At 70.2% G+C, this 13,389-nt stretch carries 11 protein-coding genes; all 11 read right to left on the bottom strand.

Annotation, left to right across the window (positions count from 1 at the left end):
* Positions 1 to 327 (bottom strand): hydroxyisourate hydrolase, encoded by a 327-nt coding sequence (uraH, locus tag ABR571_RS00005; RefSeq protein WP_409451128.1) that lies wholly within the window; start codon positions 325 to 327, stop codon positions 1 to 3.
* Positions 324 to 827, bottom strand: coding sequence for a 2-oxo-4-hydroxy-4-carboxy-5-ureidoimidazoline decarboxylase (uraD, locus tag ABR571_RS00010; protein WP_409451129.1), 504 nt, complete (start codon positions 825 to 827; stop codon positions 324 to 326). Before uraD ends, uraH begins: the two co-directional genes overlap by 4 nt.
* 1 nt (position 828) lies before the next feature.
* Positions 829 to 2,421: a malate synthase A gene (gene aceB, locus ABR571_RS00015; RefSeq protein WP_409451130.1), complete on the bottom strand. Its 1,593-nt coding sequence runs from the start codon at positions 2,419 to 2,421 to the stop codon at positions 829 to 831.
* A 31-nt stretch (positions 2,422 to 2,452) separates the two neighbouring features.
* Complete coding sequence (locus ABR571_RS00020; RefSeq protein WP_409451131.1) at positions 2,453 to 3,907, bottom strand: nucleobase:cation symporter-2 family protein; 1,455 nt, start codon at positions 3,905 to 3,907, stop codon at positions 2,453 to 2,455.
* A 195-nt stretch (positions 3,908 to 4,102) separates the two neighbouring features.
* Complete coding sequence (locus ABR571_RS00025; protein WP_409451132.1) at positions 4,103 to 4,936, bottom strand: IclR family transcriptional regulator; 834 nt, start codon at positions 4,934 to 4,936, stop codon at positions 4,103 to 4,105.
* 11 nt (positions 4,937 to 4,947) lie between these two features.
* Positions 4,948 to 6,270: a guanine deaminase gene (locus tag ABR571_RS00030; RefSeq protein WP_409451133.1), complete on the bottom strand. Its 1,323-nt coding sequence runs from the start codon at positions 6,268 to 6,270 to the stop codon at positions 4,948 to 4,950.
* The gene (gene xdhC, locus ABR571_RS00035) at positions 6,267 to 7,106 is read right to left on the bottom strand and encodes a xanthine dehydrogenase accessory protein XdhC (RefSeq protein ID WP_409451134.1); all 840 of its coding nucleotides are present in this window, start codon (positions 7,104 to 7,106) and stop codon (positions 6,267 to 6,269) included. The genes ABR571_RS00030 and xdhC overlap by 4 nt, the downstream gene beginning before the upstream one ends.
* On the bottom strand, positions 7,099 to 9,543 hold the full coding sequence (xdhB, locus tag ABR571_RS00040) for a xanthine dehydrogenase molybdopterin binding subunit (protein WP_409451135.1): 2,445 nt from the start codon (positions 9,541 to 9,543) through the stop codon (positions 7,099 to 7,101). The genes xdhC and xdhB overlap by 8 nt, the downstream gene beginning before the upstream one ends.
* The gene (locus tag ABR571_RS00045) at positions 9,540 to 10,988 is read right to left on the bottom strand and encodes a xanthine dehydrogenase small subunit (RefSeq protein WP_409451136.1); all 1,449 of its coding nucleotides are present in this window, start codon (positions 10,986 to 10,988) and stop codon (positions 9,540 to 9,542) included. Before ABR571_RS00045 ends, xdhB begins: the two co-directional genes overlap by 4 nt.
* 194 nt (positions 10,989 to 11,182) lie before the next feature.
* On the bottom strand, positions 11,183 to 12,010 hold the full coding sequence (locus ABR571_RS00050; protein WP_409451137.1) for a bifunctional allantoicase/(S)-ureidoglycine aminohydrolase: 828 nt from the start codon (positions 12,008 to 12,010) through the stop codon (positions 11,183 to 11,185).
* Positions 12,007 to 13,344: an allantoinase AllB gene (allB, locus tag ABR571_RS00055; protein WP_409451138.1), complete on the bottom strand. Its 1,338-nt coding sequence runs from the start codon at positions 13,342 to 13,344 to the stop codon at positions 12,007 to 12,009. Before allB ends, ABR571_RS00050 begins: the two co-directional genes overlap by 4 nt.
* Positions 13,345 to 13,389: the final 45 nt, after the last annotated feature.

Raw genomic sequence — 13,389 nt, forward strand, 5'->3', positions numbered from 1 at the left:
TCAGCTCCCCCGGTACGTCGAGAAGGCGAACGGGCTGAGCAGGAGCGGAACGTGGTGATGCGCGCCGGAGTCGACGATCTCGAAGGTGATCGTCACTTCGGGATAGAAGCCGGAGACACCGGTGCGGGCGAAGTACGCACCGGTGGCGAAGGCGATGCGGTGCGTGCCGGCCTCGGGTGCGCCGAGTTCGCGGATGCGGCCGTCGGCATCGGTGCTGCCTTCGGCGACGCGGCGCCACTCGCTGTCGATGCGGGACTCGAGCGTGACCGCGACCCCGTGCGCCGGGACGCCGGTCGTCGCGTCCAACACATGCGTGGACAGGCTCATGGGGTCCCCTCCGGGTGGAGCAGCTTCGCCAGCCGCAATCGGTTGATCTTGGCCAGTTCGGTCACGACGACGTCGCGCTCGGCCGCGGCATCATTCTCCAGCCGGTCCCGGCAGACGGCCAGCAACTCCTCCGCGCTGCGGCCGGTGGCGCACACGAGGTAGACGTGTCCGAAGCGCTGCTCATAGGCGACGTTCGCGGCCACCAGTTGAGCCCGGACGTCCTGTCCCGCGTCCGCGACGCCGGACTGCTCCTGGCGCGACCACGTACCCTCGCGCCCGTCGACCCGCGCACCGATGCGCGGGTGACCGGCCAACGCCTGTGCGAGACCGGTGTCGTCGAGCGCCGCCGTGGCGCCGTCGGAGGTCTCGGCCAGTGCGGTCTCGCTCGGGTAGGGGCGCCCGGCGATGATCCGCTCCACCCACGCCTCGGCGGCGCAGCACGCCCGCAGCGAGGCGCGCAGCTGCTCGTCGTCGGCCGCAGAGTTGAACGAGTCGAGCATGTCAGTCGATCAGGTCGTACGCGGCGACGGTCAGGAAGTCGACGAAGTGGTCATCGAGCGCAAGGCGTTCGAACAGCGCCCGCGCCTGCTGATACCGCCCATCGGCGTCGCCGAGCTCGTCGAGGATGCGCTCGAACTCCTCGGCCGCGATGCGCTCGACGAGGTCGCGGTCGACGCGCTCACCGGTGTCCAGGTGGACGTCGTTGTGCACCCACTGCCACACCTGCGCGCGCGCGATCTCGGCCGTGGCGGCGTCCTCCATCAGGTTGAAGATCGCGACCGCACCGGAGCCGCCGAGCCACGCGCCGATGTAGCGCATCGCGACGGCGATCGCATTGCGCAGGCCCTCGGCGGAGTGGGTGCCCGGGGTCGCGGCGAGGTCGAGGAGCTGGCTCGGTGTGACGTCAAGGGCCTCGCGCCGCCGATCGAGCTGGTTGGGACGCTCGCCCAGCACCTCGTCGAACACCTCTCGGCAGATCGGGACCAGATCGGGGTGGGCCACCCATGAGCCGTCGAAACCGTCCCCTGCCTCGCGCTGCTTGTCCTGGCGCACCTTCTCCAGAGCCGTCTCGTTGACGGCCGGATCCCGGCGGCTGGGGACGAACGCCGCCATTCCGCCGATCGCGAAGGCACCGCGACGGTGGCAGGTGGTGACCAGCAACTCGGTGTACGCCCGCATGAATGGCGACTTCATGCCGACCTGGTTGCGGTCGGGTAGGACGTAGCCCGGTCCGCACTCGCGGAAGTTCTTGATGATGCTGAACAGGTAGTCCCACCGGCCCGCATTGAGCCCGCTGATGTAGTCGCGCAGTTCGTAGAGGATCTCTTCCATCTCGAATGCGGCCGGAATGGTCTCGATCAGGACGGTGGCCCGGATGGTGCCGTGTGGAATCGCGAGCGCCTGCTCGGCCGCAGCGAACACCTCGTTCCACAGCCGGGCCTCGAGATGACTCTCCATCTTCGGCAGGTAGAAGTAGGGGCCGCTGCCCCGCTGCGTCAGCTCGCGGGCGTTGTGGAAGAAGTACAGCCCGAAGTCGACGAGGGCCCCGACGCTGGGCCGGCCGTCGACGGTCAGGTGCCGCTCCTCCAGATGCCACCCACGCGGGCGGACGAGCGGAACGGCGAGGGGTCGATCTGTGCGCAGCTCGTACTGCTGGCCGCTGTCCGGCGCGGCGAACCGCAGGTCGCGACGGACCACGTGCCGCAGGACCACCTGGCCGGTGACGACGTTCGCCCAGTGCGGGGTGTTGGCGTCCTCGAGGTCGGCCAGCCAGATCTTCGCGCCCGAGTTGAGCGCGTTGATGGCCATCTTGGGGTCGGTCGGGCCGGTGATCTCGACCCGACGATCCCGCAGGTCGGCCGGGCACGAGGCCACCGTCCACTCCGCGGCCCGGACCGACGCAGTCGCCTCGAGGAAGTCGAGGCGACCGGTGCGGGCGATCTCGGCGTAGCGGGCCCGCCGCGCCGCCAACAGCTCGTCGCGACGGGCGCCGAAGCGGCGCTGCAGGTCAGCCACGAACTGCACGGCCTCCTGTGTGAGGACCTCATCGGCCTCCGGCACCGAGGACGGCGCGACGCTCACCTGATCCGGCACGGCACTCGTTCCCTTCCCTCGCAGCTGATCGTCAGTCCGGCACCTTCTCGTGCAGCCGGACCGGAACGCCGCCGTGCGGCACGTCGACGGCGACGGCACCTTCGCTGACCGCAGTCTGCACCGCTCCCGTCCGGGTCGTGCCCGACGTCCAGTGGTTGAAGATCAGGTTCAACACGAACACCACGAGAACGGTAGCGGTGATGCTGGAGCCGAAGATCACCTGGAAGTCCTTCGGGAACTTGTTGTAGAAGTTCGGGTCGAAGGCCGGCAGCAGGCCGACGGCCAGCGCCGAGGCCACGATGAGGAGGTTGTGGTTGTCCTCGAAGTTCACCTTGTGCAGCGTCTGGATACCGACCGCCGTCACCATCGCGAACATGACCGTGGCGCCGCCGCCGATGACCGGCCCCGGCAGGTCGGCGATGAGCTGGCCGACCTTCGGAATGAGCCCCATGATTAGCAGCAGCACGCCGCACACGGTGACCACCCAGCGGCTGCGGACCTTGGTGAGCCCGACAAGGCCGACGTTCTCGGCGAACGCCGTGTCCGGGAACGAGTTGGTGAAGGAGGCGAGGACGGCGGACAGGCCGTCGGTCGCCAGACCGCGGGCCAGGTCGTTCGGCGTCAGGTCCTTGTCGACCAATTCGCCGACGGCGATCATGTCGGCGGTCGACTCCGTGTAGGTGACGACCATGACGATGCACATCGTGATGATCGGCGCGGCCGCGAACTTGGGGCCGCCGAAGTGGAAGATGTGCGGCGCGCCGAACCACGCGGCATTGCTCACGTTGCCGAAGTTCGTCAGATGCATGAACGACGCGACGACGGTGCCGATCACCAGACTCAACAGCACCGCGATCTGGCTGATGAACCCGCGGAAGATCCGGCTGATGACGAGGATCATGACGATCACGAGGCCGGCCAGTGCGATGCGCCCCACGCTGCCCACGTACTTGTCGCCGTTGTGGGCGTCGCCGTAGATCAGCGTGATGTCGGCGCCGGCCAGCGACAGGCCGATGATGCAGATGACCGTGCCGGCGACGAGCGGCGGGAAGAACCGCACGATCATCGAGAACGGCTTGGCGATGATCAGGCCGAAGATGCCGGAGATCAGCATCGCGCCATACACGTACGGAAGCCCGGAACGGCCGCCGTACTGCGTGGCGATGATGATCATCGGGTTCAGCACGGTGAACGTCGCGCCCGCGACGACCGGCAGGCGCACGCCGAACAACTGCGAGATCCCGACCGACTGGATGATCGTCGCGATCCCAGAGACGAGCAGGTCGGCGCTGACCAGGATGGCGATGTCGTGGGATTTCAGCCCGATGGCCGGCCCGACGATCAATGGAACGGCCACCGCGCCCGCGTACATGATGAACAGGTGCTGCAGGCCGAACACGAACAGCTTGTGGGCCGGCAGCACCTCGTCGACCGGGTGGACCTCCGACGTCCGGGGCCGGCGGGTCGGAATGGAATCCAGCGACATGTGACCTCCTCGGGTCCGCCGCTCCGCGGCTTTTCCGTATTGTGGATAAATATTTTCGCTACGCAGATAAGTTAGCGGGGTCACACGCGAGGGTCAAGGGTTCATCGACGTGTCGAGCGGATCGTCCGGCGTCCGCGCCCGCCGACGGCCTCATGCGCAGGAAGATCGTCCGCAGCAGCTGCGGCGAGCAGAAGCTCAGGCGGAAGCGTGCCCGTCGACCGGCGCGGAACGCCGCACCGGACCGCCGAGGTCCGCGCTGAGCTTGGCCGCGGCCTGATGCAGGATCGGGGCGGCCTTGGCGACCGCCTCGTCCGACATCCGCGGGAGCGGTCCGGACATCGACAGCGCCATCGCCCGAGGGGCGTCGGGCACCACGACGGCGACACACCGCACGCCGAGTTCCTGCTCGCCGTCGTCGATCGCGTAGCCGCGCTCACGCACCCGCTGCAGGTCGGCCAGGAACTCGTCAGGGTCGGTGATCGTGTGCTCGGTGCGCCGAGGCATCCCCGTGCGCTTGAGCAGATCGAGGACGGTTTCGTCCGGTACGGCGGCCAGCATGGCCTTGCCCACGGCCGTGGTGTGCGGCTTGGCCCGGCGGCCGGCCTCGGTGAACATCCGCATGAAGTTCTGCGACGGCTGGACCTGCGCGACGTAGAGGATCTCCTCCCCCTCGAGCACCGCCAGGTTGACCGACTCGCCGAGGGCGTCGACGACGCTGCTCATGTACGGATGGGCGAGGGTGCCCAGCCGCTTCGTGCTGCTGTCGGCCAGGCGCATCAGGCGCGGTCCGAGCGAGTACTGGCGCGACGGCTCCTGGCGGACGTAGCCGAGGTCAACCAGGGTGCGCACCAGCCGGTGGATGGTCGCCAGCGGAAGCCCGGAATCGGTGGCCAGCTGGGAGACGCCGATGACGCCGCCGGCGTCCGCCATCGTCTCGAGGATCGCGAAGGCCCGATCGAGGGACTGCACGCCGCCGCGCGCCCGCCCCTCCGTCGCGCTATCGCCGTCAGCCGCCACCGGAACCTCCACCCGTCGGGAGCTTAAACGATAACAGATTTCCGCATTCCGGAAAGTCGCGGCGCGGGGTTCTTGATCCGGATCGCGTCCACCCATACCTCGGCCACGTCGTGCGGGGTGGCCAGCGCGAACAGCTTGCCGACGGCTGCATCGGCATCGGCGGCATGGCGCAGGCCGATCTCGAGCGGTGTCCCGGCGTCGGGTCGCAACCACACCGCGTCGAAGCGCTTGCCGACGCTGAGATCGCCGACCTGGTCGGCGATGCCCAGTGCGGCGGCGCCGGCCGCCGTAGCCAGGTACAGCAGCTGCGCGGCAGTGAGCGTCATCCCGTCCAGGCCGCGCATCCGCTGCACCAGGTAGGCCTGGAGCCCTTCCTTGAACAGCGACAGTCCGGTACCGGCGCCGACGTCGGAACCGAGAGCCACCGCGACGCCGTTGGCGAGGTGGCGGTCCATCTCGAACAGCCCGCTGCCCAGGGCGCAGTTGCTGGTCGGGCAGTGCGAGACGGTGGCGCCGGCGTCGGCGAGCAGCTCGAGCTCGCCGTCGCCGGGATGGACGTTGTGGGCGAACACGGTGCGTGGCCCGACCAGCCCATGCTTGTCGTAGCTGTCGAGGTAGCTGCCGCCGAACAGCTCACGCACCTTGGCGATCTCGGCCGGGTTCTCGTTGATGTGCGACGTGAACCAGCTGCCGGCGAGATCGGCGTGCAGTGCGGCGCAGGAGTCGAGCAGGTCGTCGCTGCAGGACAGCGAGAAACGCGGGATGACCGCATAGCGCGACCGCCCCTTCCCGTGCCAGCGGTCGGCCAGCGCTCGCCCGTCCTGGTAGGCGCGGGCCGCGGTCGTGTGCAGCTCCGGGCGCAGCAGGCGATCACCGACGACCAGCCCGCTGGTCATGCGCAGGCCGCGCTCGGTCGCCGCGTCGAAGAGCGCCTCGACGGCGGCCGGGAAGTGCGAGCCGAATACGAGAGCGGATGTCGTACCCGCATCGACCAGAGCGGAGGTGAATTCGCGAGCAACGTCGCGGGCGTAGTCGACGTCGGCGAGCCGGGCCTCCTCCGGAAGCGCGCATTGGTCGAGCCACTCGAGCAACGGCATGCCCAGCGCGCCGATGACCCGCAGCTGCGGGTAGTGCACGTGGGTGTCGATCAGGCCGGGCAGCAGCGGGCCGGCCCGGAGATCGACCACGTCGTCGCCCGGCCGCCGCGAACGCACCGCCGCGAAGGGGCCGCGATCGACGATGATCCCGTCGTCCACGGTCAGGCCCGCATCGGCCTCTGCCCGCAGGATCCCACCGGCGAACGGGTTGTCAGGGGTGTCGAGCACGGTGGCCCGGTAGATCGTCACGAGTGATGCGCCGGATCGGCCGCCGGCGCGCGTTCGAAGCGGCGCATCAGGTCGGCGGCGACGCTCACCGCGATCGTCGCCGGGTCCTTGCCTCCGAGGTCGGCGAGCCCGATCGGCGTCTTGATCCGATTGATGACCTCCGGAGAGAAACCGCCCTCGTCGGCGAGCCGCTGCTGGAACCGCGACCACTTGGCGGCTGAGCCGATGAGCCCGATCGAGCCGAACTCCCCGCGCCGCAAGACCGCGTCGCACAGTGCGGCGTCCTCGGCGTGGTCGTGGGTCATGATCAGCACGTGGGTGCCCGGCGGCAGTTCGCCCAGCATGATCTCGGGCAGCACCGGAACGGTATGCGCGTGCACCGCGGCCACCGCGTCGCCGAGCACCGACAGCCGCTCGGCGGTGAGCTGTTCGGGCCGGCTGTCGATCAGGTAGAGATCGAGGTCGTGCCGAGCCAGGATGCGGGCCAGCTCGAGGCCGACGTGGCCGACACCGAAGATGGCGACGGTCGGCACCACGGGCAACGGCTCCAGCAGGATCGACACCTCTCCCCCGCAGCACTGAACGCCGTGCTGGTAGGGCGCCTTGTCCGACAGCTCCGACGTGATCATCTCCGCAGCGGCGTCGGGTGATTCGAGCAGGACGCGGGCCCGTTCGACGGCCACCGCTTCGACGTTGCCGCCGCCGATCGATCCCCAGGTCGCGTCGGCCGCCACGACCATCTTCGCGCCGGCCCGACGGGGCGCGTGACCGCGGACCGTCGCGAGCGTGACGAGCACACCGGGTTCCCGTCGCTCACGCAGCCGCGCCGCGGCCTGCAGCCAGGTGCTCTCAGACATGGCTCACGTCCGTCAGCACCTGTTCCGAGCGGGGCCGCATCGGTGGCGCGTCGGCGCCGGGCTGCGGCGGCACCGCGCCGTTGCCGCCCTCGACCACGTGCCCCCTGGCGCTGTGTTCGCGGGCTTGCTCGACGGCCCAGTACACCGCCTCGGGCGTCGCCGGCGAGGCGAGGTCGACGCTGGTGCCGGCCGGCCCGAAGGCGGCCGCGGCCTGGCGCAGTGCCTCGCGCACCGAGAAGGCCAGCATGAGAGGCGGCTCGCCGGTCGCCTTGGAACCGTAGACGGCGCCTTCCTCGGTGGCGTTGCGCAGCAGCGTCACGTTGAAGGTCTCGGGCATCTCGGAGAAGCTCGGCAGCTTGTAGGTGCTGGCGGCCTGGGTGAGGAACCGGCCCCGACCGGCGCCGTCGCTCTCGTCCCAGCGCAAGTCCTCGAGGGTCAGCCACCCGGCACCCTGTACGAAACCGCCTTCGATCTGCCCGAGGTCGACCAGCGGCGACAGGCTGTCCCCGACGTCGTGGACGATGTCGACGCGGCGGGTGCGATAGGCGCCGGTGAAGCCGTCGACCTCCACCTCGGCCGCAGCGGCCCCGTAGGCGAAGTACTTGAACGGCGAGCCCTGGAACGTCGACGAGTCCCAGTGCAGTCCCTCGGTGCGGTAGTAGCCGGCCGCGGACAGTTGCACCCGCTGCATGTAGGCGGTGAACACGAGGTCGTCCCACAGCACGCCGTCCGCGCCGCCGAGGGCGGCCGCCACGCCGTCGACGATGCGGACGTCGGCGGCCGGCACACCGAGCCGGGCGCCGGCCACGTGCAGCAACCGGTCGCGTATCTGCTCACAGGCGTTCTTGATGGCGCCGCCGTTGAGGTCGGCGCCGGAACTGGCCGCGGTCGCTGACGTGTTCGGCACCTTGTCGGTGCGCGTCGGCGCGAGGCGCACCTTGTGCAACGGGATGCCGAGGGTGGTGGCCGCCACCTGCAACATCTTCGTGTGCAGACCCTGGCCCATCTCGGTGCCGCCGTGGTTGATCAGCACCGACCCGTCCTTGTAGACGTGCACGAGCGCCCCGCCCTGGTTGAAGGCGGTCAGGTTGAATGAGATGCCGAACTTCACCGGAGTCAGGGCGAGCCCGCGCTTCACGTGCTCGTGCTCGGCGTTGAACCGCTCGATCTCGGCGCGGCGGGCGTCGAACTCGCTGCGCTCGCACAGTTCGTCCCACACGGCGGTGATCCGCTCAGGATGCCGCACGGGCTGCCCGTACGGAGTGCTCTGGCCGGCCGAATAGAAGTTGCGTCGCCGCAACTCGGCAGCGTCGAGGCCGAGCAGCGGCGCGCAGCGGCCCAAGATGTCCTCGAGGACCAGCATGCCCTGGGGTCCGCCGAAGCCCCGGAAGGCGGTGTTGGACGTCTTGTTCGTCCGCGCGATACGGCCGTTCACCCGGATGTCGGGGATGAAGTACGCGTTGTCGACGTGGCACAACGCACGGGCCAGCACCGGCTCGGAGAGGTCGAGGCTCCAGCCGCCGTCGGCGGTCAGGGTGGCGTCGAGCGCCTGCAGCCGGCCGTCGTCGTCGAAGCCCACCCGCCATTGCGAGTGGAAACCGTGCCGCTTGCCCGACATGGTGAGGTCCTGGGTGCGGTTGAGCCGCAACCGGACCGGCCGGCCGGTGAGCACGGCCCCGAGCGCCGCGATCGCCGCGAACCCGTGCGGCTGCATCTCCTTGCCGCCGAAGCCGCCGCCCATGCGCAAGCACTGCACTGTCACCTCGGAGCTGTGCTTGCCGAGGACGTGGGCGACGATCTCCTGGGTCTCGGACGGGTGCTGTGTGCTGCTCTGGACGAAGATCTGCTCGCTCTCGTCGACATGGGCCAACGCGGCGTGCGTCTCGAGGTAGAAGTGCTCCTGGCCGGAGAACTCGAACTCGCCGCTGAACACCCGCGTCGAGCGGGCGAGGCCGGCCTCGACGTCGCCCCTGGCCAGTTGCGGTTGCCCGCCCTGGAAGCTCTGGGCGTCGATCGCCTCGCGCACGGTCACGAGAGCCGGCAACGCTTCGACGTCGACCTCGACCGCCGCGGCCCCGAGCCGCGCCGCCTCGATCGTCTCGCCCAGCACCCAACACACGGCGTGGCCGTGGAACATGACCTCGGTCGGGAACAAGGGCTCGTCCTGCTTGACGCCCGCGTCGTTGACGCCGGGGACGTCGGCCGCGGTGAGGACCCGCACGACACCCGGCACCGCGAGCGCCGGTTCGGTGCGCAGCGCCGTGACGCGCGCGTGTGCGTGCGGCACCTGGACCGGATAGGCGTGCAGGACGTGCTTGGTCCGGTAGACGAGGTCGTCGGTGTAGAGCGCCGCACCGGTGACGTGCAGCGCCGCGCTCTCGTGCGGGATCGCCAGGCCGACGGAAGCACTATCGGGACGCTCCGACAACGTGCTCACGCCGGCACCTCCTCGGCGTTCGCGGCGTGCAGTTTGCGCAGGCTCTGGCCGAGCATGGCGCTGCGGTACCGGGCGCTGGCGCGGTGGTCGTCCAACGGGGTGCCCTCGGACTGCAAGACCGCCGCGGCCGCGCGGACCGTCTCGGCCGTCCAGGGCCGCCCCTCCAGCGCGGCTTCCGTGTCACGGGCGCGGATCGGCGTCGCGGCCACGCCGCCCAGGCCGATTCGCGCCCTAGCCACGATCCCGTCGGTGATGTCCAGCGCGAAGCCGACGGCGACGCTGGAGATGTCGTCGAAGCGCCGCTTGGCCATCTTGTGGAACGCGGTGACCGGCGCCAGGGGCAGCGGAATGCGCACGGCGCGGATCAACTCGTCGGCGCGGCGCACGCTCTGCCGGTACCCGGTGAAGTAGCCGGCGAGGGGCACCTCGCGCTCGCCCTCGGCGTCGGTCAGCACGAGGCTTGCGTCGAGGGCGAGCAGGACGGGTGCGGCGTCGCCGATCGGCGAGCCGGTGCCGAGGTTGCCGCCGAGCGTCGCGCCGTTGCGGATCAGCCGCGACGCGAACTGCGGGAACAGCTCGGCCAGCAGCGGGACGCGGCCGGCGAGGCGGCGCTCGATCTCGGTCAGCGTGAGCGTGGCGCCGATCTCGATGCTGTCGTCGCCGACGCGCAGTTCGCGCAGTTCACTCAACCGGTCGATGGCGATCACGTCGTCGGCCCGCCGGCCGCGCAGGTTGACGTCGACGCCCCAGTCGGTGCTGCCCGCGATGACGATGGCGTCGGGCCGGTCGCGCAGGAGGCGAAGCGCGTCCGGCAGCGACGTCGGCCGCACGAACCTGCGGCCGTCGAGGTCGAGGTCGGTGGCGGCCGGGGCCGGCGGGCTCGTGGTGCAGCGCGCGGCGAGCACGTCGTCGGCACCTGGGGCGTCCAGTGCGTACGCCGCGTCGCGGATCGGCCGGTAACCGGTGCACCGGCAGAGGTTCCCGCTCAGTGCGTGCAGGTCGAAGCCGTTCGGCCCGTGCTCGGCGTCGCCATGGGCGTGGGCCGGGCTTTCGCCATCGGTGCGGCCCGGCCGGTAGTACTCGGCGGCCATGCTGCAGACGAAGCCGGGCGTGCAGTAGCCGCACTGCGACCCCCCGCGGACGGCCATCTCGTACTGGACAGGATGCAGCGCGTCCGGACGGCCGAGGCCCTCCGCAGTCACGACCTCCTGACCGTCGAGGGCGGCGGCCGGCAGGAGGCAGGCGTTGATCGCAACCCACTCGGTGGCGCTGTCGATACCGGGCCGGGCGACGAGGACCGAGCAGGCGCCGCATTCACCCTCGGCGCAGCCCTCCTTGCCGCCCGTCAGCCCCTCCGCCCGGACGAAGTCGAGCAGCGTCGTGTGCGGTGCGACGCCGTCGAGCGGTGCCGGGCTGCCGTTGACGACAATGTGGGCGAAGGCCATCGAGTGCTCCGTTCCGGCGCCTGCGCGCCAGCTTCCGCTCCGCACCGGCGCTGCCGGCGCAGGCATGGTTGGCGAGTCCCGTTGTGGCGGCTGGTTATCCATGCGAACGTCCGCCGGAGCTGTGTCGGAGTCTACAAGTCGTCCGATCCCGACGGAAGCTTTTCGGAAAGCTTTTTCCGTATCGTGAACTCGGCTCAGACGAACCGCCGGCTCAGCGGGACGTGCCGGTTGACGTCCTTGTAGAGCAGGTAGCGGAACCGGCCGGGGCCGCCGGCGTAGCAGGCCTGCGGGCAGAAGGCGCGCAGCCACATGAAGTCGCCCGCTTCGACCTCGACCCAGTCCCGGTTGAGCAGATACATCGCCTTGCCCTCGAGCACGTAGAGGCCGTGCTCCATCACGTGCGTCTCCGGGAACGGGATCGAGGCGCCGGGTTCGAAGTTGACGATGTTGACGTGCATGTCGTGGCGGAGGTCGGCCATGTCGACGAATCGGGTGGTCGTCCACCGTCCTTCCGTCCCGGGCATCGCGATCGGCTCGACGTCCTGCTCGTTCGTCACGAACGGTTCGGGTGCGTCGATGCCGTCGACGCGTTGGTACGTCTTGCGGATCCAGTGGAAATGCGCCGCCCGCGCGCGGGTGTTGCGCAACGTCCACGTGGTCCCGGGCGGGAGGTAGGCGTACCCGCCGGCAGTGAGCGTGGAGGGGGCACCGTCGACGGTCAGGCGCAGTGTCCCGTCGACGACGAACAGCACCGCCTCGGCCTCCGGATCCGACTCGGGCCGGTCGCTGCCGCCGCCTTTACCGACTTCGACGAGGTACTGCGAGAACGTCTCGGCGAATCCGGACAGCGGCCGGGCCAGCACCCAGAGCCGAGTGTCGTCCCAGAACGGCAGGTAGCTCGTGACGATGTCGGTCATCGTCCGTTTCGGCAGCACCGCATACGCCTCGGTGAAAATGGCCCGGTCAGTGGTCAACTCGCTCTGCCCCGGCAGCCCGCCCCGCGGGACGTGGTAGGTACTCATCGGCTTCCTCTCCTCAGGAGTCGGCCGCGCGGGGGGCCGTCCAATTCGACGCGTCGTCCGCGCAGCCACGTCTCCCGGACCACTCCGGTCAGGCGTTGTCCGGCGTACACGGTGACCGGATTCTTGTGCAGCAGCTGCTCCGGGTCGACCACGAACTCGGCCTCCGGGTCGAAGACGCACAGGTCGGCGTCGGCCCCGGTCGCGATGCGGCCCTTGGCGATCAGACCGACCCGGTCGGCCGGGCGGGCGGCCATCCAGCGGACGACGTCGCCGAGCGAATGACCGCGGGCGCGGGCCGCGGTCCAAATCACCGGCAGCCCGAGCTGTACCGATGCGATGCCACCCCACGCGGTGCCGAAGTCGCCGGTGTCCAGGCGCTTGAGCTCGACGGTGCACGGTGAGTGGTCGGAGACGATCATGTCGATGTCCCCCTCGCACAGCGCGCGCCAGAGCCGGTCCTGGTTGGCGCGGTCGCGGATCGGCGGGCAGCACTTGAACTGCGTGGCCCCGTCGGGCACGGCGGTCGCGTCCAACGTCAGGTAGTGCGGGCAGGTCTCCACCGAGACGTCGACGCCCTCGGTGCGCGCCTCGTGCAGCATCCCGATCGCATCCGCGCTGGACAGGTGCAGCACGTGCGTGCGGCCGCCCGTCCGCCGCGCCGCGGCGATGACCTGGCCGACGGCCGTGTTCTCCGCCCGCGCCGGGCGCGAGTCGAGGAACGTCTCGTAGCGCGGGCCGCCGGCGGGCGGGGCATGCGCGATGACGGTGGCGTCCTCGGCGTGCACGATCAGGAGCGCCCCCAGCCGCGCGGTCTCGGTCATCGCGGCGGCGAATTCGGCCGCCGAGAGCGGGGGGAACTCCGCGACTCCGGAGTCGATCAGGAAGCACTTGAACCCGAACACGCCGGCGTCGTGCAGGTTGGCGATGTCGGCGAGGTTGCCCGGCACCGCGCCGCCCCAGAACCCGACGTCGACGTGCGCCTGACTGCGGGCTCGTTCCCGCTTCAGTTCCAACGCTTCCAGCGTGGTTGTCGCCGGGATGCTGTTGAGCGGCATGTCGATGACGGTGGTGACGCCGCCGGCCGCGGCCGCGCGGGTCGCGGTCTCGAAGCCTTCCCAGTCGGTGCGGCCCGGTTCGTTGACATGCACGTGCGTGTCGACGAGGCCGGGCAGCAGCACCTCACCCGCGCCGAGCGTGACCTCTTCGTGAGCATCGAGTGGGGCGTCGAGCGCCTGCACCGTGACGATGCGGCCGTCGGTGACGCCGACGGCGGCCGCGGCCTCGCCGTCCGCGAGCACGGCGCGCGGCGCGCGGATCACCAGGTCGAGCTTCACAAGGCAGCCCCGTCCAACCGATCGGCGCCGCGTTCGGCGAGCCGG

It is taken from the genome of Jatrophihabitans sp., from assembly GCF_046262535.1.
Taxonomy (GTDB): Bacteria; Actinomycetota; Actinomycetes; order Mycobacteriales; family Jatrophihabitantaceae; genus Jatrophihabitans.